General features: G+C 32.8%; 21 protein-coding genes, 1 tRNA gene and 1 pseudogene. 11 read left to right on the top strand and 12 right to left on the bottom strand.

Annotated features, from left to right (window positions below; translation table 11 throughout):
* Positions 1-149 precede the first annotated feature (149 nt).
* From ACTJIW_RS15105 to ACTJIW_RS15095, 3 genes are all read left to right on the top strand, one after another.
* Positions 150-2681 carry a PIG-L family deacetylase gene (locus tag ACTJIW_RS15105; RefSeq protein ID WP_440716584.1) on the top strand — a complete coding sequence of 844 codons (2532 nt, stop codon included), beginning with the start codon at positions 150-152 and terminating at the stop codon, positions 2679-2681.
* 122 nt (positions 2682-2803) lie between these two features.
* The gene (locus ACTJIW_RS15100; protein ID WP_012025021.1) at positions 2804-4528 is read left to right on the top strand and encodes a sodium:solute symporter; all 1725 of its coding nucleotides are present in this window, start codon (positions 2804-2806) and stop codon (positions 4526-4528) included.
* Positions 4529-4742: 214 nt separating this feature from the next.
* Entirely contained in the window at positions 4743-5372 is a 630-nt protein-coding gene (locus tag ACTJIW_RS15095; protein ID WP_012025022.1) for an MCP four helix bundle domain-containing protein, read from the top strand.
* A 15-nt stretch (positions 5373-5387) separates the two neighbouring features.
* Here the strand turns inward: ACTJIW_RS15095 and ACTJIW_RS15090 are convergent, their stop codons facing one another.
* The 4 genes from ACTJIW_RS15090 to ACTJIW_RS15075 all read right to left on the bottom strand — a co-directional run bounded on the left by ACTJIW_RS15090 (position 5388) and on the right by ACTJIW_RS15075 (position 8451).
* A complete protein-coding gene (locus ACTJIW_RS15090) occupies positions 5388-5801 on the bottom strand; it encodes a nuclear transport factor 2 family protein (RefSeq protein WP_149207452.1) in 414 nt (137 codons plus the stop codon).
* Entirely contained in the window at positions 5801-6328 is a 528-nt protein-coding gene (locus tag ACTJIW_RS15085) for a TetR/AcrR family transcriptional regulator (RefSeq protein WP_149207453.1), read from the bottom strand. The genes ACTJIW_RS15090 and ACTJIW_RS15085 overlap by 1 nt, the downstream gene beginning before the upstream one ends.
* Before the next feature lie 175 nt (positions 6329-6503).
* On the bottom strand, positions 6504-6878 hold the full coding sequence (locus ACTJIW_RS15080) for a DUF779 domain-containing protein (RefSeq protein WP_149207454.1): 375 nt from the start codon (positions 6876-6878) through the stop codon (positions 6504-6506).
* A 67-nt stretch (positions 6879-6945) separates the two neighbouring features.
* Positions 6946-8451: an aldehyde dehydrogenase family protein gene (locus tag ACTJIW_RS15075; protein ID WP_121361311.1), complete on the bottom strand. Its 1506-nt coding sequence runs from the start codon at positions 8449-8451 to the stop codon at positions 6946-6948.
* A 273-nt stretch (positions 8452-8724) separates the two neighbouring features.
* Between ACTJIW_RS15075 and pheT the strand changes: the two genes are divergently transcribed.
* Positions 8725-11145 carry a phenylalanine--tRNA ligase subunit beta gene (gene pheT / locus ACTJIW_RS15070; RefSeq protein WP_149207455.1) on the top strand — a complete coding sequence of 807 codons (2421 nt, stop codon included), beginning with the start codon at positions 8725-8727 and terminating at the stop codon, positions 11143-11145.
* Between the two features lie 77 nt (positions 11146-11222).
* Here the strand turns inward: pheT and ACTJIW_RS15065 are convergent, their stop codons facing one another.
* Both ACTJIW_RS15065 and ACTJIW_RS15060 read right to left on the bottom strand, forming a co-directional pair.
* Entirely contained in the window at positions 11223-11876 is a 654-nt protein-coding gene (locus ACTJIW_RS15065) for an N-acetylmuramidase family protein (RefSeq protein WP_440716583.1), read from the bottom strand.
* Positions 11842-12045 carry a peptidoglycan-binding domain-containing protein gene (locus ACTJIW_RS15060; protein ID WP_440716582.1) on the bottom strand — a complete coding sequence of 68 codons (204 nt, stop codon included), beginning with the start codon at positions 12043-12045 and terminating at the stop codon, positions 11842-11844. The genes ACTJIW_RS15065 and ACTJIW_RS15060 overlap by 35 nt, the downstream gene beginning before the upstream one ends.
* Before the next feature lie 339 nt (positions 12046-12384).
* Here ACTJIW_RS15060 and ACTJIW_RS15055 point away from each other — a divergent pair, with 339 nt between their 5' ends.
* From ACTJIW_RS15055 to ACTJIW_RS15045, 3 genes are all read left to right on the top strand, one after another.
* The gene (locus ACTJIW_RS15055) at positions 12385-12819 is read left to right on the top strand and encodes a hypothetical protein (RefSeq protein WP_012025029.1); all 435 of its coding nucleotides are present in this window, start codon (positions 12385-12387) and stop codon (positions 12817-12819) included.
* A 627-nt stretch (positions 12820-13446) separates the two neighbouring features.
* On the top strand, positions 13447-14235 hold the full coding sequence (locus ACTJIW_RS15050; RefSeq protein WP_073099495.1) for a sensor histidine kinase: 789 nt from the start codon (positions 13447-13449) through the stop codon (positions 14233-14235).
* Positions 14219-14869, top strand: coding sequence for a response regulator (locus ACTJIW_RS15045; RefSeq protein ID WP_440716581.1), 651 nt, complete (start codon positions 14219-14221; stop codon positions 14867-14869). The genes ACTJIW_RS15050 and ACTJIW_RS15045 overlap by 17 nt, the downstream gene beginning before the upstream one ends.
* Here ACTJIW_RS15045 and ACTJIW_RS15040 read toward each other — a convergent pair whose 3' ends face one another.
* Positions 14870-15382, bottom strand: a complete 513-nt coding sequence (locus tag ACTJIW_RS15040) for an adenine phosphoribosyltransferase (RefSeq protein ID WP_440716580.1) — start codon at positions 15380-15382, stop codon at positions 14870-14872. It abuts the gene before it with no gap.
* Between the two features lie 114 nt (positions 15383-15496).
* Between ACTJIW_RS15040 and ACTJIW_RS15035 the strand changes: the two genes are divergently transcribed.
* Positions 15497-15570 (top strand) — tRNA-Arg (locus ACTJIW_RS15035).
* Between the two features lie 184 nt (positions 15571-15754).
* Here the strand turns inward: ACTJIW_RS15035 and ACTJIW_RS15030 are convergent.
* Together ACTJIW_RS15030 and ACTJIW_RS15025 are read right to left on the bottom strand one after the other, a co-directional pair.
* A complete protein-coding gene (locus tag ACTJIW_RS15030) occupies positions 15755-16492 on the bottom strand; it encodes an HXXEE domain-containing protein (protein ID WP_440716579.1) in 738 nt (245 codons plus the stop codon).
* Between the two features lie 92 nt (positions 16493-16584).
* A complete protein-coding gene (locus ACTJIW_RS15025) occupies positions 16585-17178 on the bottom strand; it encodes a Crp/Fnr family transcriptional regulator (RefSeq protein ID WP_440716578.1) in 594 nt (197 codons plus the stop codon).
* 216 nt (positions 17179-17394) lie between these two features.
* Between ACTJIW_RS15025 and ACTJIW_RS15020 the strand changes: the two are divergent.
* Positions 17395-17643: pseudogene (locus ACTJIW_RS15020) on the top strand (XRE family transcriptional regulator); the annotation flags it as partial.
* Positions 17644-17818: 175 nt separating this feature from the next.
* On the opposite strand, the gene ACTJIW_RS15015 reads toward ACTJIW_RS15020, so the two are convergent.
* The gene (locus ACTJIW_RS15015) at positions 17819-18751 is read right to left on the bottom strand and encodes an NmrA family NAD(P)-binding protein (RefSeq protein ID WP_440716577.1); all 933 of its coding nucleotides are present in this window, start codon (positions 18749-18751) and stop codon (positions 17819-17821) included.
* Between the two features lie 71 nt (positions 18752-18822).
* On the opposite strand from ACTJIW_RS15015, the gene ACTJIW_RS15010 reads away from it, so the two are divergent.
* On the top strand, positions 18823-19173 hold the full coding sequence (locus tag ACTJIW_RS15010) for a winged helix-turn-helix transcriptional regulator (RefSeq protein ID WP_440716576.1): 351 nt from the start codon (positions 18823-18825) through the stop codon (positions 19171-19173).
* 1450 nt (positions 19174-20623) lie between these two features.
* On the opposite strand, the gene ACTJIW_RS15005 is transcribed toward ACTJIW_RS15010, so the two are convergent.
* Together ACTJIW_RS15005 and ACTJIW_RS15000 are read right to left on the bottom strand one after the other, a co-directional pair.
* Positions 20624-20779, bottom strand: coding sequence for a hypothetical protein (locus ACTJIW_RS15005; RefSeq protein ID WP_440716575.1), 156 nt, complete (start codon positions 20777-20779; stop codon positions 20624-20626).
* A 71-nt stretch (positions 20780-20850) separates the two neighbouring features.
* On the bottom strand, positions 20851-21675 hold the full coding sequence (locus tag ACTJIW_RS15000) for a DUF4369 domain-containing protein (RefSeq protein WP_440716574.1): 825 nt from the start codon (positions 21673-21675) through the stop codon (positions 20851-20853).
* 660 nt (positions 21676-22335) lie between these two features.
* On the opposite strand from ACTJIW_RS15000, the gene ACTJIW_RS14995 reads away from it, so the two are divergent.
* Positions 22336-23253: an AraC family transcriptional regulator gene (locus tag ACTJIW_RS14995; protein ID WP_440716573.1), complete on the top strand. Its 918-nt coding sequence runs from the start codon at positions 22336-22338 to the stop codon at positions 23251-23253.
* Positions 23254-23400: the final 147 nt, after the last annotated feature.

Below are 23400 nucleotides of genomic sequence, written 5' to 3'. Positions count from 1 at the left end.
AGAAGCTGTCAGATTTATTTCTGGCAGCTTTTTTTATTTTATTCTTAAAATTAAGGTATAATTATTGTGCGTTAACATTTCATTTAAATAATCTTCCATAAAATAATTAGTATTTTTGGGACAATTTCAAAAAAACATCTAACTCAGCCATGCGAAAAATACAGGTTTCATTTCTTCTTCTATTTTTTATAGGTTTTCAAATCACATTTGCACAACAGCCTCAAAAACCAAATTCTGTTGAAATTTACAATCAAATTAAAAAGCTAAACTTTTTAGGTTCTGTATTGTATCTTGCCGCACATCCTGATGACGAAAATACCCGTATGATTTCTTATCTGGCCAACGAAATGAATGCCAGAACAGGTTATTTATCGTTAACAAGAGGCGACGGCGGACAAAACTTAATTGGCCCGCAATTGCGTGAACTGCTTGGAGTTATCAGAACTCAGGAATTAATCGAAGCCCGAAAAATTGATGGTGGAGAACAATTCTTTTCAAGAGCAAATGATTTTGGTTTTTCTAAAAATCCAGACGAAACACTCGAAATTTGGGATAAAGATAAAGTTCTTGCCGATGTGGTTTGGACCATCAGAAATTTTCAGCCGGATATTATCATTAACCGATTCGATCATCGTTCGCCGGGAACTACTCACGGGCATCATACATCATCTGCAATGCTTAGCGTTGAAAGTTTTAAATTAACAAACGATCCTAAAATATATCCTGAACAGCTTAAATATGTTGCACCGTGGCAGGTAAAACGCCAGTTTTTTAACCCGTCTTGGTGGTTTTACGGAAGTCAGGAAAAATTTGATGCTGCTAACAAATCTAAATTTACCAAACTCGAAACAGGAGTTTATTATACAGGAACAGGAAAATCGAATCAGGAAATTGCAGCTTTAAGCCGAAGCCGTCATCAATCACAAGGTTTTGGAAGTACAGGAGTCCGCGGTTTAGAAACTGAATACCTTGAACTTATTAACGGCGAAGCTCCAAAAGACCGTGATAATTTGTTTGATGGAATTGACACCAGCTGGAACCGCGTTAAAAACGGAAAACCAATTGGAGATTTGATTTCCACAATTATTGAAAAATACAATTTCAATAATCCATCTGCCAGTATTCCAGATTTGGTAAAAGCGTATTCTATGATTGAAGCTTTAGACGATACGCATTGGAAAACTGTAAAAGCAGCAGCTATTAAAAATATTATTGCTTCCTGCTCTGGTTTATACCTTGAAGCTGTTGCAAGCGAACAGGAAGCAACTCCGGGAAGCACTATAAAATTAAGTCTTGAAGCCATAAACCGATGTGCTGTTGAAATGCAGTTAACAAGCATTACAACATTGCCGGACAATAAAACGACAATTCAAAATAGTGTTTTAAAAGACAATAACGATCAAAAAATCAATCTGCAGATACAGCTTCCAAATAATATTGAATATACACAGCCATATTGGTTAAAAGAAAAGGCATCAATTGGAATGTACACCGTTTCTAACCAATTAAATATTGGAATTCCTGATATTATTAGAGAAGTAAAAGTTGTTTTTAATGTAAAAATAAGCGGTGTTGAAATTCCGTTTGAACGAACTGTAGTTTACAAATACAATGACGGTGTAAAAGGCGAAATGTATAATTTTCTGGATATAGTGCCAGAAGTTACAACCTCGATCTTAGAGAAAGTATTGGTTTTTAGAGATACTAAAACCAAAATGATTCCGGTAAAAGTACGTGCAGGAAAAGATGATATAAAAGGAAATTTGCAATTAGAACTTCCAAAAAGCTGGAGTGTATCTCCAAAACAAATTCCGTTTACTTTAGACAAAAAAGGAACAGAACAAATCTTTTATTTTGAAGTTACACCGCCCGTTAATCCAGAAGAAGTTGTCGCAAAAAGCATTGTCGTTGTAGATAACAAACGTTTTGACAGAGACCAAACCATTATTGATTTTAATCATATTACGAAACAAATGGTTTTAAAACCCGCAGAATCAAAATGTATCAGAATAGATTTAAAAACTTCTGGCGATGCGATCGCTTATATTATGGGCGCAGGTGACGAAGTTCCGGAAAGTTTAACCCAAATGGGTTACAAAGTTTCTATTTTAAAACCAGAAGAAATTACTCCTGAAAAATTAGATTCATTCAGTACGGTGATTACAGGAATCCGTGCTTACAATACCGTAAATGCATTAGCAAACAAACAAAACATCTTGTTTAATTTTGTAAAAAGCGGTAAAAACATGATCGTGCAGTACAATACCAACGGGAAATTGGTAACCGATAAAATTGCGCCTTATCCGTTAAAATTATCAAATGACCGTGTAACCGAAGAAAACGCAAAGGTTACATTCTTAGCTCCTAATCATCCGGTTTTAAATACGCCAAACAAAATCACGTCTAAAGATTTTGAAGGCTGGACACAAGAACAAGGTTTGTATTATCCAGACGAATTTGACCCGGTCTTTACTCCTATTATTTCATCACATGATAAAGGAGAATCAGCTAAAAAAGGCGCTTTATTAGTAGCACCTTACGGAAAAGGATATTACATCTATACCGGTTTAAGTTTCTTTAGAGAATTACCAGAAGGTGTTTCCGGCGCTTATAAACTGCTGTCGAATATTATTTCGCTAAAACAGCCAATTGAAGCTCCAAAACAAGATATAAAGCAATAAAAACCGCAATATGGAAGCTAAAAAAACAAAAAAATGGAAAAAAAGCTACACCTATGTTTTGGTAGCTAACGCAATTTACATTGTGATTTTTTTCTTAATCATGCAATTTTATTCATAACCTTATGCAGCTATTTGACTGGATCGTACTTATTGTAACCCTTTTATTCATTGTTGGATATGGTTCATGGAAAACCAAAGGAAGCAAAAACGTTGAAGACTTTATTTTAGGAAACAACGAAACTCCGTGGTACACCGTTGGACTTTCTGTAATGGCAACACAAGCCAGCGCTATTACTTTTTTGTCTACACCGGGACAGGCTTATCACGACGGAATGGGATTTGTTCAATTCTATTTCGGACTTCCAATTGCCATGATTGTGATTTGTTTGACATTTATTCCGCTTTATCATAAATACAAAGTATTTACTGCCTATGAATTTCTCGAAAAAAGATTTGATGTAAAAACGCGTTCGCTTGCCGCTATTCTGTTTTTAGTACAAAGAGGATTAGGAACCGGACTTACCATTTATGCTCCTGCCATTATTTTGTCGGCACTTTTGGGCTGGAACCTTACCGTTATGAATATCATAATTGGAGTAATGGTAATTATTTATACGTTTTCTGGAGGAACCAAAGCCGTAAACGTTACGCAGAAACAGCAGATGTTTGTAATCATGTCGGGAATGTTTATCACCTTTTTCCTGATTCTGCATTATCTGCCAAACGATATGACTTTTACAAGCGCTTTGCATATTGCTGGTGCAAACGATAAAATGAATATTGTGGATTTCTCTTTTGATCCAGAGGAAAAATATACTTTTTGGAGCGGTATTACTGGAGGATTTTTCTTAGCCCTCGCCTATTTTGGTACAGATCAGTCGCAGGTTGGAAGATATTTATCAGGAAAATCAGTTGCTGAAAGCCAGATGGGATTAATCATGAACGGACTTTTAAAAGTTCCAATGCAGTTTTTCATACTTCTTACCGGAGTAATGGTATTTGTGTTTTTTCAGTTCAATCCAGTTCCGTTAAATTTTAATCCGAACAATAAAGTTGTAATCGAAAAATCAGCTTATAAAGAAGAATATCATGCTTTAGAAAAAAAACTAAGTAAACTTTCTGAAGATAAAAAAGTAATTAATCTGCTGTATATCGATCAGTTAAATCAGGATTACGATAATCCGATTCTGAGAAAAGAATTAGTGAATTTATCGAATAAAGAAAAAGATTTACGCGACCGCGCCAAAGAAATCATTTCAAGAGCCGACAGCAACAGCGAAACGAATGATAAAGATTATGTCTTTTTCCATTTCATTCTGCATTATTTACCAAAAGGATTAATTGGTTTACTGCTTGCCGTGATTCTTTCAGCTGCCATGTCATCAACAGCTTCCGGATTAAACGCTTTGGCTTCTACAACCGCAATCGACATTTACAAAAGAAACCTCAAAACCGAAAAATCAGAGAAACATTATCTTCATGCAACTAAATTTTTCACTTTATTTTGGGGAGTTGTAGCAATACTTTTTGCCTGTGTGGGAACTTTGTTTGAGAATTTAATTCAGCTTGTAAACATCATTGGTTCTATCTTTTACGGAACAGTTCTGGGAATCTTCCTTGTTGGTTTTTATTTAAAAAGAGTTCAGGCAAAACCAATGTTTATCAGCGCCATTATCAGCCAGTTAACCATTTTTGTAATTTATTATTACATGATTTACAGTCAGGAAAAATTAGGTTATTTATGGCTGAATTTCATTGGTGCGATTTTAACTATTGTATTGTCGCTTTTATTGCAATTCTTATTCTTTAAAGGAAAACCAAATGATGAAGAGCTGGTATTAGAATAATACATCTCTTGTTATTACATAATTTTTTCATTTCAACGAACGAGAAATCACATTAGAAAATCTACAAGATTGTCGTCTTTCTACGCAGAAATACTGGTGTGATTTCTTGTTACTCGAAATGACATTTTGTTGTTGTTTTCAAGTTTCGAAAAATACTGTTTAGTCAGAAACAAATTTCTATCTTTGAGAAAAGCAATTTCCTAAACTAAGCATTATGAGAGACCAAAAAAAATACAGCAATAAAACCAAAGCGGCTTTTGTATTGCTGATTGTAATGCTTATCATCTTATTAGGAAACTTTAATACACTCCGGAATTCTAAAAATGTAAACGAAAATATCAACGCGATTTACAAAGACAGATTGGTTGTTGCCCACTATATTTTTCAATATTCCAAACAATTGCATTTCATAAAAGCCGAAGCCGAAAAACTGGATTTAAGCGATAACATCAAAAAAAGTGAAATCATTCATACACTTGATATTATTCATAACATTGATGATTTGTATGCCAAAACAGTTTTAACCAATAAAGAAAAACAATACTTTGATACTTTTTTAAGCTCCTGTAAAGAAATCAACAAACAGGTTGAAAATAAAAACTGGAGTAAAATTGCCAGTTCAAGTGCCGAAGCCCTGAAAACTTTAGAATCTTTATCGCAGATTCAAATAAAAGAAGGAAAAGCAAAACTGGCAAATGCAAATGCGATGTACAGCAAAAACAATAGTTTAGGACAATTGCAAATTGCTTTATTAATTGTTTTAGGCGGTATAACTTTTTATCTTTTAATTGTAAAAAAAATTAAGAGAAAGATAAAAATCCCTGAACCGCCTAGTATGAATTAATTCATTCCGTAGAATTTATCTTAACTTCCTGTCTTCTTCTTTTATTTGCAGGTCGTTTATACTGGCAAATCTTTTCTGCATTAAACCATTGGCATCAAATTCCCAGTTTTCATTTCCATAAGCTCTAAACCAGTTTCCGTTAATATCCTGATATTCGTATTCAAATCGTACTGCGATTCTGTTGTCAGTATGAGCCCAATATTCCTTTTTAAGTTTATAATTTTTCTCTTTCTTCCATTTTTCGGTTAGAAAAAGAACAATTTCCTCACGTCCGTTTACGAATTTATCTCTGTTTCTCCATTCGCTGTCAATTGTATAAGCTTTTGAAACTCTTTCCGGATCCTGGCTGTTCCAGGCATCTTCTGCCAGTTGAATTTTTTCTATTGCGGTTTCTAAAGTGAAAGGCGGCAATGGTAATTTCTGTTCCATTATTTTAAAATTAAAGTTTGAATTATTTTTTTTGACTGCTCTATTAACTCGTTTGATTTAAACAACTGACTTTCTATTATACAGCTTTCAAATAATAAGTACACATGATCTGATAGTTGTTCATCTTTTAAAATATCCCTAAAATAATTCCTCAAATCACTTTTATGACTTTGAATAACGCTGCGTATTTTACTATTATCAGGCGGAATTTCAGAAAGTATATTAAGAAAACTGCATCCTCTAAAATTTTCTTTTGCGTTCATGAAAATTAAAAAGTCAAAAGAGCTTAAAACTTTAGAATTTAAGTCTTCTGCATTTAAAGTAAATTTCTCCAGTTCATCAAACCAAAAAGAATGACGCTGGTTCAAAAAAGCCACACATAAATCTTCCTTCGATTTAAAATGCTGATAAAAGCTTGCTTTGGCTACTTTCGCTTCTTCAATAATCTGATTGATTCCTGTAGCATTATAACCTTGTTTGTGGAATAAAGTAAAAGTCTTTTCTAAAATTCGTTCTTTAGGGAGCATTTTCAAATAAATTAGAATACAAAGATAATAGTTTTTCAAAACAAATAGACAGACTTGTCTGTTTGTTTTGAAAAATAAAAAAAGACGCATCATTCACAATGCGTCTTTATAGAAAAAAACTTTGTCCCTTTGTTACTTTGAACCTCTGAACCTCTTAGCCTTTGAATCTCCCCCTTCAATCAAAAACCTTTACAGGTTGCAAATCCTTCTCTTCCTCTTCGCTGAAAATTCTATATTCAATTTGAAAAGTCTTTTTTAAAGGAGTTTCGAGAGAAAAACCTCCCACGCCAAAAGCATCAATAACTTTAAGAGTAAAATGCGCATGTTTCCAATATTCGAATAAATCTTTATCTACCCAAAATTCAGTATTTTCAATCGTGCCAATACATACATCACCCATTCGCTGGTAATAACCGCCTTTTTCAAAACATTGCGGCTGCGTTCCTTCACAGCATCCGCCTGCCTGATAAAACATCAAATCACCATGTTTTTCTTTTAGAATTTGTATTAATTCTACAGCTTCTTTTGTTGCATCTAACCTTTTTATCATGACATTTTTATTAAATTAAAAAAAGGCAAGTCCGAAAACTTACCTTTTAAACCAATCAAATAACTATTTAAAAGAAACCTAATTTCTTTTTATCATAAGAAATCAACATGTTTTTGGTCTGACGATATTGACTTAACATCATTTTGTGGTTTTCACGACCAATTCCCGATTGTTTGTATCCTCCAAACGGAGCACCTGCAGGATAAGAATGGTATTGGTTTATCCAGACACGACCTGACTGAATCGCTCTTGGAACCTGATAAATTTCGTGTGCATCACGTGTCCATACTCCTGCACCTAAACCGTACATAGTATCGTTAGCAATTTCAATTGCTTCTTCGGTAGTTTTAAAAGTAGTTACTGCCAAAACCGGCCCGAAAATTTCTTCCTGAAAGATTCTCATTTTATTGTGGCCTTTAAATAATGTCGGTTTGATGTAATAACCGCCTTCAAGATCACCTCCCAAATGGTTAACATCTCCTCCAGTCAGTAATTCTGCACCTTCTTCTTTTCCTAATTTAATATAAGACAGGATTTTTTCTTTTTGAACCAATGAAGTCTGCGCTCCAATCATAGTTGATTTGTCTAACGGATTTCCGGCAATAATAGCTTCTGTTCTTTCGATTACTTTAGCAATAAACTTGTCGTAAATATCTTCATGAATCAATAATCTTGAAGGACAGGTACAAATTTCACCTTGATTTAAGGCAAATAATACTGCGCCTTCAATAGCTTTATCGAAGAAATCGTCATCATGATCTGCCACAGAAGGGAAGAAAATATTTGGTGATTTTCCGCCTAATTCTAAAGTTACCGGAATAATATTTTCAGTCGCATACTGCATTACCAAACGTCCCGTAGTAGTAGAACCTGTAAATGCGGCTTTAGCAACTTTTTTGTTTGTAACCAGCGGACGTCCAAGTTCAGCACCAAAGCCGTTTACAATATTTAAAACTCCAGGAGGAAGAATATCGCCTATTAATTCCATTAAAACCATTATAGAAATTGGTGTGCTTTCTGCTGGTTTTAAAACGATTGTATTTCCTGCTGCAAGTGCCGGAGCAATTTTCCAGACAGCCATTAAAATTGGGAAATTCCACGGAATAATCTGTGCTACAACACCTAATGGTTCGCTTAATGCAATCGAAACGGTCTGCGAATCCAGCTCTGCAATTGAACTTTCTTCGGCACGGATTACTCCGGCAAAATATCTAAAGTGGTCAATTGCCAGCGGAATATCAGCCGCAAGGGTTTCGCGAATTGGTTTTCCGTTATCGATCGTTTCAACCGTAGCGATATACTCTAAATTGTCTTCGATTTTTTGTGCAATCTTATTCAATAAAATACTTCGGTCTGTTACTGAAGTTTTTCCCCATGTTTTAAACGCTTCGTGCGCGGCATCTACCGCTTTTTCAAGGTCTTCTTTACCAGAGTGTGCTGCTTTTGTAAAAACTTTTCCATCTATAGGAGAAACTACATCAAAATATTCGCCTGTAATAGGAGCTGTAAATTTTCCGTTGATGTAATTGTCGTATTTTGCCTTAAATTCAGGTCTTTTTGCGGTTGTGCTCATAATTAGTAAATTTTGGATTTATTTCAAATTTACCTTCATATTCCCGAAGAGAATAGCACTTTTCGTTCATCTAATAGCACAAATATTACACTTTTGATTTTATAAGTTTCTTTTAATGTTTTTTTATTAAAATTTTAATACTAAAAATATAAAATACTTATTTCTGTAAGCTTTTTCATAAATAAAATGCAGTGAGAAAAAACCAAATAATTTCTTTCTTACTACAATTCGCAATTCTTATATTTGTATCCTCATAAAAAGAATTAAACTAAAATGAAAATATCTTACAACTGGTTAAAACAGTTTATTAAAACTGATTGGACATCTGAGCAAACTTCTGAATTATTGACAGATTTAGGTCTTGAGGTTGAAGTTGTCGAGAAATACCAGTCTATTAAAGGCGGATTAGAAGGAGTTGTTGTAGGACATGTACTTACCTGCGAAAAACATCCTGATGCCGACAGATTAAAAGTTACTACTGTAAATATTGGTTTAGAAGCTCCTGTACAAATTGTATGCGGTGCTGCAAATGTTGCTGCTGGTCAAAAAGTGCCGGTTGCTACTATTGGAACTGTTTTATATGATAAGGAAGGCGCTGAGTTTACTATTAAAAAAGGTAAAATCCGCGGACAGGACAGCCACGGGATGATTTGTGCCGAGGATGAATTAGGTCTTGGTACAAGCCACGACGGAATTATGGTTCTAGATGAAAATCTGGTTCCGGGAACTCCTGCTTCTGAAGTTTTCCAGATTGCAAATGATGAAGTTTTCGAAATTGGATTGACGCCAAACCGTGCCGATGCCATGAGCCATTTTGGAACTGCACGTGATTTAAGAGCGGGAATGCTGCAGCGTGGTGTTAATATAGAATTAATTACGCCGTCTGTAAGCAACTTTAGAGTAGACATGCGTACGCTTAAAATTGATGTTAATGTTGAAGAACCAACTTTAGCACCAAGATACTGTGGTGTAACAATCTCAGGAATTACGGTACAGGAATCTCCAAACTGGTTACAAGATCGCTTAAAAGCGATTGGTTTAACACCAAAAAATAATATCGTTGACGTTACTAATTATGTATTACATGAATTAGGACAGCCGCTTCATGCTTTTGATGCTGCAAAAATCAACGGTAAAGTAATCGTTAAAACATTACCTGCAGGAACTAAGTTTACTACATTAGACGATGTTGAAAGAACTTTGCATGCAGAAGATTTAATGATCTGCGACGAAAAAGGACCACTTTGTATTGCTGGTGTTTTTGGTGGAAAAAAATCGGGAGTTTCAGAAGGAACAACTGCTATTTTCTTAGAAAGTGCTTATTTTGATGCTGTAAGCGTTCGTAAAACGGCAAAAAGACATCAATTGAATACAGATGCTTCTTTTAGATTTGAAAGAGGAATTGACCCAACTATAACTGAGTATGCTTTAAAACGTGCTGCACTTTTAATTCAGGAAGTTGCTGGCGGAAAAATTACTTCTGATGTTGTAGAAGTGTATCCTAAAAAAGTAGAAGATTTTTCTGTTTTATTGAATTTCAGTCATGTTTCTAAAATCATCGGACAGGAAATTCCGAAAGATACAATCAAAAAAATATTAGTTTCTTTAGATATTAAAGTAAACAGTGTTTCTGACACTGGTTTAGGTTTAACTATTCCTGCATATCGTGTAGATGTACAACGTGAAATTGATGTTATCGAAGAAATCTTAAGAGTTTATGGTTATAACAATATTGAGTTTTCTAAAAAATTCAATGCAACGGTAGCCAATTCTCCAAGAACTGAAGATTATAAAGTACAGAATGTTATTGCTTCTCAATTAAACTCACAAGGTTTTCATGAAATGATGGCAAACTCTTTAACAACAGCTGCGTATGCTAAATTATCTTCAGCTTTAAAAGAGGAACACAACGTCACGATGTTAAATCCTTTGAGCAGTGATTTATCAACAATGCGTCAGTCGTTATTGTTTTCAGCATTAGAAGCAGTTTCATACAACATTAACAGAAGAAATTCAGATTTAAAATTATTTGAATTTGGAAAATCATACCATAAATACCTTAACGGTTACGAAGAGCACAAACATTTAACTTTATCTATCTCTGGAAACAGAAACAAGGAAAGCTGGACAACTCCTCAAAAAGGAACAGATTTCTTTTTACTAAAAGGTTATGTGAAGGCTGTTTTGGCTCGTTTAGGAATTGAAAAAATTTCGAATGCTCCGGTTCAGTCAGATGTTTTCTCTGAAGGAACTTCTATTTGCTATAACAATGATACATTAGTTGAAATGGGAGTGGTTAAAAAATCAATCTTAAAGCATTTCGGAATTAAACAAGATGTATATTATGCTGATTTCAACTGGGATTTAGTTTTAAAAATCATTACCGGAAAAATTAAATATACTGAAATTCCTAAATATCCAGAAGTACGAAGAGATTTAGCTTTGTTAATCGACGAAAAAACAACTTACGAAAGCATCTTTAATCTGGCGAGACAAACTGAAAAAACGCTTTTAAAAGACATTAATTTATTTGATGTTTACCAAGGAAATAAGCTTCCTGAAGGGAAAAAGTCGTATGCTTTAAGTTTCACTATTCAGGACAATACAAAAACGCTTACAGATGCTCAAATCGATAAAATCATGTCGAAATTACAGCAGACTTTTGAAACTGAATTAGGCGCAAGCTTAAGATAATAGTTTTATCTATATAAATATTCAAACCCGACAGGCTTTAAAACTTGTCGGGTTTTATTTTTGTTCCAAGTTTAAAATCATTTAGAATATTTCAAATAAGCACGCTGCAGTTTTTCGTCATATTTGTTGGTTTTATAAGCCGGACCATTGTATTTTAAAGCAAATACTGCCCAGTTTTTACTTCGTAATGTTTCTATTAAATTATTTTTCTTTAAAAACATTCCAAAAGCTTTTAAGTGTTCGCCTTCGTTCTCGTTCATTTTATTAACAAACTCATCAATACTTTGATAACCAATTGGCACTGCATTGAAGCCCATTATTTGGAAAAGTCCCCATGAAGCCGAACAATTAGCCGCATCTCTAATTTTTTTATCTGTACCTAAACTTGCTGCTTTTTCTAAACGGTTGTACTCTTCGGCTCCGCCCACATAATATTTTCTGTTATACTTTTCAAATAGAATATTCTCATTTAAAGTATTAACGTATATATGCGGGTCTATATTTCTATTTTCCAGCTGTTTCCAAAAAACATGACCTTCGAATAAAATCTTTGGTCTTCCATCGACTAAAAAGCCTTTTCCATTGCTTTCAACTTCATTTACAGCTTTTACAACAGCCAACTCAAGGTTAAACTGTTTAGCAAAATCTATAAGATTTTGCTCTGAAAGCAGCTTAGAATTTGACGTATTACTATTTTTACTTTTTTCTAAAAGTACTGTCCACGTTTTCAAACCCACCTCCATCTACAACTAAATTGTTTTTTAATTGAAAATCTCTGACTGACTTGTCTGTTGCCGTTCCAAAACTATCAGAAACTACAACGCTGTACCCTAATTTTACGAGAAGCTCATTTAAGTAATAAACTTCATTGGATTTTACTCCTAATTTAATAGTTCTCATGCCTTTTTATTTAGAATTATTTTTTTACTGAAATTCATTTAGGCTTTTAGATTAAGAGCTGTAAAATTTAAGTTTTGTTACCCAGGAAGCTCTTGATTTTTACATCGTATAAATAACATATTTAAATGGTTTATTTAGTGCTTAAAATTGATGTTGTAAAATTATTTAATTATAATTAACTACTAAACAATACTTTACCCCAAATTTTTAGATAATTTTACCTAACAAAAAAAGGGTATTTTTCCCCTTGCGGTGTTTTTGGGTTTCAGATAATTTTGTCCCATCAACAAATAAAAAAACAGTAAACTAAACCATTAACCAATTAAATTTTAAACAATTATGAAAAATCCACCCGCAAAACCTAGTCAGTTAATAACTAAAGAATTTGCAAAGCAGTTAAATATTAATTACAACAATAAGAAAACTGCTTCTTTAACAGCAAAAGGAGCTAAAAAAGAAGATGCTAATGCTATTTGGTATTCATTAGAAGCACTAGAAAGCTATATCCATTACATTAAAACACATGGTGCAAAAGACGGATACAACGTAGATGGCATACGTTTTTATTTTGGTGTATATCCAGATGACGAAAAACACGGTGAAAAAGCCGGATTAACAACCCTATTCTTGGTCCCAACGGGAAAAAAAGTCGAAGACAATACTGCAAAAATTCAAAGTTTTGCTTTAGTTCAAGACGCAGCACCAGCTGATATACAAAGCCTTGAACCTATGAACTATGGAAACATCGGCAGACCGCCAAGCTTAATCTATTAATTAACTTATGTTTGAATTTTTAAGATCTTATATCATTTATTTAGCTTTATTATCAGGAAGCATCGGATTAATTTCAATGCATAAATTACCTGGTAAGAAAGCTAAATTTTTAGTAATTTTAATCTGGTTTTCTGCACTAATAGAATTTGTAGGATACTATTTTACGTATTGGACGGGCTTATTAAATTATTATGTCTATAATTTCTATATGTTCGTTAGTTTCTCAGCCTATATTTTATTACTGCGAAGTCTTCTGCTAAAAATAAATTACAGATTGACCGCAGTTTATTTTCTTATACTATTTATGCTTTCCTTCTTTTTAAATATTATGTATTTTAAAGAAGACCCTAATCGTTCTTTTACCTATAGTTTTGCGATTGGAGTAGTATTGGTATTAATATTATCATGTCTATATCTGGTAGAGATTTTTAATTCAGACAAAATTTTAAACTTTAAACGATCTGTTTTTTTCTGGTATATTTTAGGAATATTGGTTTTTCATGTCCCTTTTACGCCTTTTATGCTGGCTATAAACTGGTTTCTCATTAAACAAGATGATTCGGTGTTCAGCCTTGTATTATTTATTTTAAATATCCTGGCGCAAAGTTGTTACATAATCGGATTTCTATGGAGCGAAAAGAAATACAATTATTAGTCATTTCATTAAGTATCGTTTTTTTAACCTTACTTGTTACTGTATTGGTTCTTTTCCTGTATTTTTTAAAGAAGAAAAACAACTACTTAGTCGAAAAAATGGAAGCTGAAATGTATTTCCAATCAGAACTTGTAAAAACCAGAATTGAAATAAAAGACCAGACCCTTTCTGAAATCAGCAAAGAACTTCATGACAACATTGGGCAGATTATTTCTGTTGGCATAATGCAGCTCAATATGTCTATCAGCAGCAAAAGCATTGAGGTAAAAGAATTAAAAGATCTTAAAGATGTTCTGGCAAAAGCATTAGACGAACTCCGAATTTTATCCCGCATTATCAACAAAGATAATCTACTGCAAAACAACTTTATAGAAGCCATAAAACAAGACTTAGAACGTGTAAAAAAACTGAAGAAAATTCATTATCGCTATACTTTAACGGGAGAAATTCCGAAAATTAATGAAGAACACGATTTATTCATTTACAGAATTTTTCAGGAAGCTTTACACAACAGCCTAAAACACTCTCACAGCGATTTATACGAAGTAAATATTACAACAACCGAAACGCTTTTTCAATTAAAATTAAAGGATTTCGGAATTGGCTATGACATTAACAAAGCAAATTCCGGATTAGGATTAACCAACATGAAACTGAGAGCTAAACTTATTGGCGCTCAATTAATCATGGAATCAAATGCATCAGGAACAACCGTAACCTTAGAATACCCTTTAACAACAACCAATGAAACCGAATACTAAAAGTAAAATTATTATAGTCGACGATCATCAGCTTTTTTCCCAGTCATTAGAACTTTTAATCAAAAGCTTTGGAAATTATGAAGTTATCGACCGATTTGAGAATGGAAAAGTCTTTATTTCCTATCTGCAGGAAAACCCGGAAACCAATATAGATTTGGTTTTGCTTGATGTAAATATGCCTGTTTTAGATGGCTTAAGCACTATGAAATGGATTAAGGAAAACAGACCTGATTTAAAAGTAATTGCTCTTTCTGTAAATGACGATGAGGAAATAATCATAAAAATGATTACAAATGGCGCAAAAGGTTATCTGCTGAAAGATACGTCACCGGATATCTTTAAAGACGCTATTGAATGTGTTATAGAAAAAGGATTCTATTACACTGAACTGGTTTCGGGAATTCTTATTAACAAAGTCAACAGTGACAATAAAAGAGTAAATTTAAAAGAAAAAGAACTGGTTTTTATAAAACATGCCTGCACCGAGATGACTTATAAAGAAATCGCTTCAGAAATGTGCCTGAGTCCTAAAACCATCGACGGTTACAGGGAATGTTTATTTGATAAATTAGAAATAAAAACCAGAATAGGTTTAGTACTGTATGCCGTTAAGCACAAAATTGTATTTGTATAATTAATAAGTCAGCGCAGCAAAAACAGGGTATTCTTTAATTTTTTCACGTCCGTTTAGAAAAGTTAACTCCATCAGGAAATTACATTGTACAATTTCTCCGCCTAGTTTTTCCACCAATTCACAAACGGCTTTAGCTGTTCCGCCGGTTGCCAGTACATCGTCATGAATTAAAATACGATTTCCTTTTTTAATGGCGTCTATATGCATTTCCAGACTGTCTGTTCCGTATTCTAATTCGTATGAAGCTGAAATAATATCAAAAGGCAGTTTTTTAGGTTTTCTAACTGGAATAAATCCTGCTTTTAGTTCTTGTGCCAATAACATTCCGAAGAAAAAGCCGCGGCTTTCTGCTCCTACTACCTTATCGATTTTCTGCCCTTTTAGAGAATTTACGAGAATTGACAAGCATTCCTGTCTGGCTTCAACGTTATTTAACAGCGGAGTGATATCTTTAAATAAAATTCCTTCTTTTGGAAATCCCTGAATATCACGTATATAATTTTCAATCTTCATTTTTTTTTATTTTTATCTTATTTTATGTTTGTATATGTCACATTTATGTCTATCTTTGCACCCGCAATAAGCAATCAACAAAGCTACAAAAAAATAGCTAATTGATAACAAAAAGGCCTCGTGGCGCAACTGAATAGCGCATCTGATTACGGCTCAGAAGGTTACTGGTTTGAATCCAGTCGAGGTCACAAAAAAATCCCATTTCTAACGAAATGGGATTTTTTTATGTCTTTTTCATAACTGTTTAGTATATTTATTCACTATCACTTTTCAACATAAACATTTGAGAGCTAGAAGATCGCACCAATAGGAGGATTCAAAGAATTTTCTCGCTTTTAAAGGTGTGTTAAAAACCATTTAATCTATAATAATTTACTTTTTTTTTGGTTTTAAAAGCCATTTACTTGCTAACCAAGTTAATAAAAGAGGTGATGTCATTGCTAAAAAATCAAATATATAAAGTGCAATAACTCCTCCTGCATCAAGTGATGCATATGCTCCAAATAAAATAATGTGACCAATTAAGCCTGCAGTCAAAGTTGCCGCCATTGCCCATCCACTCATTACTTTCCATTTTAAGCAAGCACGAATCATCAATATAGTTACAGGAATAAATAAAAACATACTGGTAATTGTACCGCCGCTAACATAATAATATAAAGGATTTCCCGATGATAGCCAACCTCCAATATGAAGGAGTCCGTTAGCTAAAATGAGGCCGTATGGAGCTAATGCAACCATTGGGTTTGTTTTGTAGAATTTCCAAGCTCCAAGCATTGCCATCAGCCATAAGATAATATTCACAAGCCAATAATGCTGTAAAGGAATCGGACAATTTGGATAAGCTCCATACCCTACTTTTTGACAAATCATATCCGCAAAAGGATGATGAAGAGAATGCACATCATAATAAAGCGCATATTCTTCAAATTGATGAATCATATACATTGGCGCCGCAACCCAAGCATACCAACCTGCATCTTGCCAACGAGGTTTGTTCAAATCGCTTCGTAGCAAATCTGTAAAAAACAATAGGACAAAAAATACAATTGCCATTCCTAAACCTATCCATGACCAAGCAAAGTCAAATTTTATTACGAAATCTTCCATATTTATTTGATTTTAAATTATGATGCAAATTCGTTATAAAAAAAATACTTCAAATCAAATTAATTTGATTTCACTAGCATTATACTTCTGATTTAAGTTGTTCTACACGTTTTGTGTTTTAGACTGCTAAGCCAAGTAGGTGTAATACCCATAAAACTGGCAATATCTTTCGATTGAAATCGTTGGAACAGAAAACCATAATGCTCTAAAAGCCACTTTAAAAATTCTAAGCTGGTTAAGCCTATGAGATGATTTTGAAATTGTATAAGACTTTGGATATAAAGCAACGTGTTTTGATACACCTGTTTAGCGTAAAATGGATATTTTAAAATTGCATTTGAAACAAAATCATAAGGAATAACAACTGCTTTGATGTCTTCATTAACTTTTGCATAATGATTAACAGAGGAATGATCAATTCCAATAAAAGAATTTCCTGTAAAAGGCAAAAAGCTCTCCGTATGAAACATAATTGCTTTTTCTCCTCCGTCAGGCGTAACTACGAATTGTACTAAACTACCACTTATAATTAGGAAAATTTGTTTTGTGTTACCGGCTGTAAATAAAATTTCACCCTTAGGAACTTCAACGTACATTGCTATTGCTTCAATTTCATTTAAAAAATCCTGTGTAATGTCATTTTTGTAGTATTCATTGAATTTTTGTAAAATATTTGACGGCAGCATATTTCTTATATTTATTACAAAGTTGGCTATTTAATTTAATCGTTTAAAATTACAGATAATTAATAATAAACAATACCTATATGACATTATTAAGCAGATTTTTTTTCTTTATAATTATATAACATTTTTCTACAAATTTTACATAAAAATGCACTTGAGTAGGAATCCCTCACAGGATATCTAAACCAAATTTACAAAGCCAATGAAAGACAAACGAAACAAATTTCAGCCGTATTAAAAATTCCTGTCGAAGCTTTTCAGAATTTTGATGAAGAACAGGCTGTGAATTTAATTTCCTGTAATTTCTCGGATAATGCAATGTTCAATAACAGAATTGAAATTTTCAACAACAATCCTATTGAGGAAATCAAAAAACTTCATGAAGAAAAGATTGCGTTATACGAACGTATGTTGAAAGAGAAAGATGAAATGATGGCGAGGCTTGAAAAATTGATCAATAAGTAATTATTCATGTAAGATATATTAAAACAAAAAAGAGACTTTCGAGTCTCTTTTTTGTTGTTTTGAATAATATTTACGAGGCGAATTCGGGAGACATTCTAATAGCTTTCATTAAAAAATCTTCGAAAAGATGTTTTTCAATTTTAAAAAAAGTATTAATTGATTTCTTCAATTCAGTTTATTTTAATTTACTATATGCTTCTAAAAGAAGGGATTTATTCCTCTCCAAGTAAGTTTTTAGCGATTCAGGCTCAATTCCTAAACCTGCTGCTTCTTGAGGGTCAACTTTATATCCTTCAACATTCTGCCAGATAAAAGCTTCGGTTCCCCATTTAAACAATCTGCTTTCGACGGCTTGCTCATCTGTTATACTAATGGCCTCAAATTGCTTACCCGTAACGCTTGAAAGCGCATCTGCAACCTCTCCCATTGTAAGTGAATCTCCCACTATAGCGAATTCTTTCTTGTTGAATTTGTCAGGCTCTGCAAATGCCTCAGCTGCAAAACGACCAATATCTTCAGGAGACACCCAGTCTATTTTTGTATCTGGCGCAGTTGGACTCATTATTTTACCCTCAGAAATAGTAGGAAACATCCATTCATTTTTAGGAGGAAGCAGATTCACCATGATAAACGGTGGTTTTATGATCGTCCAGAAATTAAATCCGGCATCTTTAACAGCGTTTATAGCTGCAGCTTTCTCTTCCCAGTAAAGCGGCTCCCATCTACCTTTATCCCAGTCCGCAAAGTTTTGATGATCTCCCGCGCGGGCAACAGAGGTGTGCACTATCTGCTGAATCCCAGCGGTTTTTGCTGCAGCAACCAGATTTTTTGCATGTCTGGTTTCCTCTCCCTTATTTCCAGGATGGGAACCCATCTGCATCGAGAATACGCCTGTTGCACCTTTAGCGGCCTCAGTCAGACTTTCTAAATCATCAAACGTCGCTTCAGCTAATTCAACATTCCTTGCAGCGAGTGCTTTTGCAGCTTCACTGTTTTTATTTCGCACAATAGCCCTCACCGCTATATTTTTAGCTAATAATGCTTCAATCACTGCTCCTCCCTGAGTACCTGCCGCGCCAGCTACCAGAATTAATGATTTATCTTTCATATTTTTATAATTTAAATTTTTTGTAAATTTACGCCGTAATTGGTTTACAAAAGATACCAGTTACCTAAAGGATGCCAGATATACAAAAAGATAATTCAGAAAATGCACAGCAGATCAAGCATTTGCAGGATGCCCTATACGTGATAAGCGGAAAATGGAAACTCCCCATATTGACAGCTGTGCACCAGGGTAACAGCCGATTCCGTGACATACAGAGGAGTGTGAACGGCATCACAAGCAAAGTACTGTCAAAGGAACTTAAAGAACTCGAACTAAACAAGCTGATTTTGCGCAGGGTCTATAATGACTCGCCTCCGACCGTTGAGTATACGGCTTCTGTGTATTGCGATACGCTGCACAATATGATCTCCGAAATGATTGAGTGGGGTAAAAACCACCGTGACAAGATCAGGGAAGTTTAATAAATAATAGGACTACTTTGTTGTTAGAGATAAGTATAAGGTCTTACATCAGCATATTATTTACAGTCAAAGTTTTGTATTAAAATCATAACATGATCGTGTTGGATTTTATCCAATATCAGCCACAAAAATTTAATACTAATTCCAAAAATCACTCCCGTTTTAACATTTTTTAACATTTAACCCTTACGATACATACAAACCGTTTGTAAATAAAAATTCAAAATAATTATCTTACAAATTCACTTAAAAATAAGCCAATTTCTTTAAATCATTCATAAAATGGTTTGTAAATTGTTCAGTAAGGGTTACTACAAAAAATGCTAAAACTGATGTTTTAGCGTTTTTTTTACCTTCTTAATACAATTAATCCGCTATAACGTATAAATATGAACGGCTTTTAAATACTGTACAGTTACCCCTACAAGATACAAATCTTACTTAAAACCTTGTAAATACTAACCTTAAAAAAATTTCATTATTTATATATTACAATAATTTATGCAAATGGAAAAACTGATTTGAATTTAGGTGCAGAAGTTGGTGCATTTAGATTTAAAACTAACTTAAAACACTGTAATGAAAAATTTAAAGGCTTCAGTTCGAAACATTACTAATCACTGCTTTAAGATAATATATCAATGATTCGTTTTACAACATGTTCCACACAGCAATTTATATATTAAAACAACAATACACTCCAACCAGTATCTCCCTTACCAGCCAAAATAATACTAAAAACAACCTAAAATAAAAGAAGAAAAACACAACTAATTAATTAAATCAAAGACATAAACACACAGCAGGAAGAAATCCAAAAGCACTTTCCAATGAATCTTAAAAAAAGACTTTTCAAATAAACTTACATAAGATTTTATGTAGCTTTGCTTCAATACTATTTTTCAGCATATCATAAGACATTGGTTTCAAACATATAATGAACAATATCATGAAAGTAAAAAACATATCTGTTATTTTTTTTATTGGGGTTGTAATGCTTACAGCCGTTTTAGCAGATAGAGCCTGGTGGTTTCTGATATGCAGTCAATATACGACCTTTGAGCAGTCTAAAACTGCTTATCTTAATTCTTTTCCAAATTGCCTTCAAGATCCTTACCTTCTTACTATAATAGATATTCTTCTTTCGGCACTGGCCGCGTTTCTCTTTTCGCATTGCCGCAAAACAAAGTACAGAGAAAGAACGTCGAGAATATTAATGATCCTATCTCTAATTCTATGTTTCTGGAGTATTTTTTCCTTGATGTAACCAGCAATGAATTAGAAAAATATTGATAATGGACTTGATACTATTTTCAGCCAGTTACGTGGTTACATTATAAAAACACCTAATCTGATACACTAGCACAAAAATTCATTTTTATCAAGACATGATGTCTTCCTTTTCCAAATACTGGAAAAGGTAATTGCAGTACTCGGTCATTGTTTAGGATTATTTTAATTTTTTTTTGAGGAATTTTTCTAAATCTTCGGGGCTAATATTTCTTGCAACTATTTTACCTTCGGGGCTGACTAAAAAATTTGACGGGGTAAAAGAAATATATTTTTTTACAGCTTCGCTATTGTCAATCCCCTTTTTTTCAATCAAATTTTTCCATTTTAGATCATGTATTTTCAAGAAATTTTGCCATTGTTGCAAATCTTTATCAACGGAAACTGCTACAATTCAAAATTCCTGTCTTTATATAAATCATGAATGTTTTGTAATTTAGGAAATGCAGCGATACAGATACTACAATAGGTTGCCCAAAAATCTATAAGATACCATTTCCCTTTTAAAGATACTGTTTTAAATATAGTATTGTTTTCATCCGGCAATTCAAAATCATAAACCATATCGTTTACATTTATATCGTTTTTAGGATACAGTTTTTTTTCTATAACATAAATAGTGCTTTTTCGTTGATTTTTTTTATCTAATTTACTATATATTTTTTTTAATTGATTTTTATCCAAGGTACTATCCCAACACATTTCCTCTATTAAATTCCCTACATAAAAATTTTTTGGGTTTTTAACTACCATTGCGTTTAGCTTTCTGTATAACTTTTCATGTCGGTCTTCAACAAATAAATTACCAGCAACAAATCTTTCGTAATCGTTCTGTATTAGAACTGTTTTTGTACCCACAATTGAAGTTGTATGAAAAAAAACTGTCGTATCCTTGTTTTGGACTTCTTCATAAAAAGCTAAGTTGATTTTAATGTTTTTATTTTCGAGAAAAAATTCTTTTTTCATTATACAAGGTTTTCCTCTCAACCAGAAAAATACATTTGTCATGTTACGTTGTATATGCCCTTTGAAAGAAAATTTATTATTTTCTACTAAGCAACTATCATTTTTATCATCATAAGAAACGTATAAATACCCTTTGTAATTGTTTTTTAAAACGCCCTTTAATGTAAAATAATCTTGACTATTCTTTTGTGCTTTAATTAGAGTAGTAAAAAAAAATAGGATAATAATATAGGTTTGCTTTTTCATGAGTAATCATCTTGTAATTAGAATAATTATTGACATTTGAATAAAACGTTTATAAACTTTTTTGCTGTGTTTCTTATTATGTATGTGGCTATATACGGCAATACGTAATTTAAGTTAGTACTATTATAAATTAGAATTATATTAATACTGATAAGCAGCAAAAAGATCATTCAGATATCTTCAAATAACATTTTATTATTAATTTTCTTAAAATTGATTACAAACATAATTTTTTTTAAACTATTTCATATTTCAACAATATTTTAAGCCAAACATTGAATTATCATTTTTTTTCAAAACCTATGAGTGTTTAATAAAAAAAGACAATGTGAAAAAAATTTTATGATGTGTATTTATATAGGTTATCTATTATTTTACCCCTAATATCTACGGTAGCATACCCCAAAAAAACATTGCTTAGTATTAAATAAGTTAAAACTAATAACAACAAAGATGAACAAAAAAGCTTCACATTTCTCTGAAGCTTTACTTAGCAGCGGGAAGTATTCAAATATCTAAGCAGTTAATTGAAGATTATTTTAGTATTATCCTATGTGAATCTTAATATTTTTTTTTAATCAATCATCAAATAAAGTTACCCAAATTTGGATAGCTTTGTAGTTTCTCACACATATAAACAAGTTGTACAGCATTTAAGAAATGACAGTAAAAGATAAAGAGATACAAGCTGATTACAAAAATCGAATTAATAGAGTTTTTGAGTTTATTGACCAAAATCTGGAATCAGACTTATCGTTAGATGCGGTTTCGGAAATTGCTTTTTTCTCATCCTTTCATTTTCATCGAGTTTTCAAATTTATTACAGAAGAAACGCTGCATGAATACATAAAACGAAGAAGAATAGAAAAATCAGCATCTGATTTGTTACATAAAAACATAACAGCAACAGAAATAGCTCATAAATATGGATTTAGTGATAATTCTTCCTATTCCAGAGTATTTAAAAAGTATTATGGAGTGAACCCGACTGAATTTAAAAACCAAAATCCAAATAGATTTAGCAAGATTCGTCAACTTAAAAGCAAGAATGGACAAGAATATCCTGATTATGAAAAATACATTTGCTTCATTAATAATCTTAAAAATTGGATAAAAATGAATGCAAAAATTGGAATTAAAGAAATGTCAAAAATGGATTTGGCTTATGTATCGAGTATTGGTCCTCATAACCTTGAAAAGAGCTATGGAAAATTAATACAATGGGCAGCACCAAAAGGATTAATGAACGACCAGACAAAAATGATTACGGTATATCACGACAGTTTTAAAGTTACTGAAGCCAGCAAAGTTAGGATAAGTGCTTCAATTTTACTTGATAAGGCAGTGGAAACAAATGGAGAAATTGGACTGACAACAATAGAAGATGGAAAATTTATCGTTGGAAGTTTTGAAATTGGATTAAACGAATTTGAAAAGTCGTGGACTGGATTATTTTTATGGATGAACGAAAATGGATATAAGAAAGCTGACAGAGCACCTTTTGAAATTTATTATAATAATTTTAAAGAACATCCAGAAAGGAAAGCTATTGTTGACTTTTGCATACCAATTGAATAAAACACGATATAATAAGTATTAAAAACCTTTCCTGCTGTTTCAGCCACAGGAAGTTCTGTTATATATTATGATTAAATCCGGACAGTATTTAAATTAAAGGTTTACAACCGGCGAAGATTTGGGTTCTTCGTTCCAAACATTTACAAA

Origin of the sequence: Flavobacterium sp. 22659, from assembly GCF_052044235.1 — a bacterium.
GTDB lineage: Bacteria > Bacteroidota > Bacteroidia > Flavobacteriales > Flavobacteriaceae > Flavobacterium > Flavobacterium johnsoniae.
Note: the sequence above shows the minus strand (reverse complement) of the source record. Positions and strands in the feature narration are given on the sequence as shown.

Excerpts from the sequence above, each read along its gene's own strand:
- ACTJIW_RS15095 (WP_012025022.1), top strand. The coding sequence starts at position 4,743 with ATGAGAGACCAAAAAAAATACAGCAATAAAACCAAAGCGGCTTTTGTA.
- ACTJIW_RS15100 (WP_012025021.1), top strand. The coding sequence starts at position 2,804 with ATGCAGCTATTTGACTGGATCGTACTTATTGTAACCCTTTTATTCATT.
- ACTJIW_RS15015 (WP_440716577.1), bottom strand. The coding sequence starts at position 18,751 with ATGAAAGATAAATCATTAATTCTGGTAGCTGGCGCGGCAGGTACTCAG.
- ACTJIW_RS15105 (WP_440716584.1), top strand. The coding sequence starts at position 150 with ATGCGAAAAATACAGGTTTCATTTCTTCTTCTATTTTTTATAGGTTTT.
- ACTJIW_RS15075 (WP_121361311.1), bottom strand. The coding sequence starts at position 8,451 with ATGAGCACAACCGCAAAAAGACCTGAATTTAAGGCAAAATACGACAAT.
- ACTJIW_RS15000 (WP_440716574.1), bottom strand. The coding sequence starts at position 21,675 with ATGAAAAAGCAAACCTATATTATTATCCTATTTTTTTTTACTACTCTA.
- ACTJIW_RS15085 (WP_149207453.1), bottom strand. The coding sequence starts at position 6,328 with ATGCTCCCTAAAGAACGAATTTTAGAAAAGACTTTTACTTTATTCCAC.
- ACTJIW_RS15060 (WP_440716582.1), bottom strand. The coding sequence starts at position 12,045 with ATGAGAACTATTAAATTAGGAGTAAAATCCAATGAAGTTTATTACTTA.
- pheT (WP_149207455.1), top strand. The coding sequence starts at position 8,725 with ATGAAAATATCTTACAACTGGTTAAAACAGTTTATTAAAACTGATTGG.
- ACTJIW_RS15040 (WP_440716580.1), bottom strand. The coding sequence starts at position 15,382 with ATGAAGATTGAAAATTATATACGTGATATTCAGGGATTTCCAAAAGAA.
- ACTJIW_RS15045 (WP_440716581.1), top strand. The coding sequence starts at position 14,219 with ATGAAACCGAATACTAAAAGTAAAATTATTATAGTCGACGATCATCAG.
- ACTJIW_RS15050 (WP_073099495.1), top strand. The coding sequence starts at position 13,447 with ATGGAGCGAAAAGAAATACAATTATTAGTCATTTCATTAAGTATCGTT.
- ACTJIW_RS15010 (WP_440716576.1), top strand. The coding sequence starts at position 18,823 with ATGCCAGATATACAAAAAGATAATTCAGAAAATGCACAGCAGATCAAG.
- ACTJIW_RS15025 (WP_440716578.1), bottom strand. The coding sequence starts at position 17,178 with ATGCTGCCGTCAAATATTTTACAAAAATTCAATGAATACTACAAAAAT.
- ACTJIW_RS15080 (WP_149207454.1), bottom strand. The coding sequence starts at position 6,878 with ATGATAAAAAGGTTAGATGCAACAAAAGAAGCTGTAGAATTAATACAA.
- ACTJIW_RS15090 (WP_149207452.1), bottom strand. The coding sequence starts at position 5,801 with ATGGAACAGAAATTACCATTGCCGCCTTTCACTTTAGAAACCGCAATA.
- ACTJIW_RS14995 (WP_440716573.1), top strand. The coding sequence starts at position 22,336 with ATGACAGTAAAAGATAAAGAGATACAAGCTGATTACAAAAATCGAATT.
- ACTJIW_RS15030 (WP_440716579.1), bottom strand. The coding sequence starts at position 16,492 with ATGGAAGATTTCGTAATAAAATTTGACTTTGCTTGGTCATGGATAGGT.
- ACTJIW_RS15055 (WP_012025029.1), top strand. The coding sequence starts at position 12,385 with ATGAAAAATCCACCCGCAAAACCTAGTCAGTTAATAACTAAAGAATTT.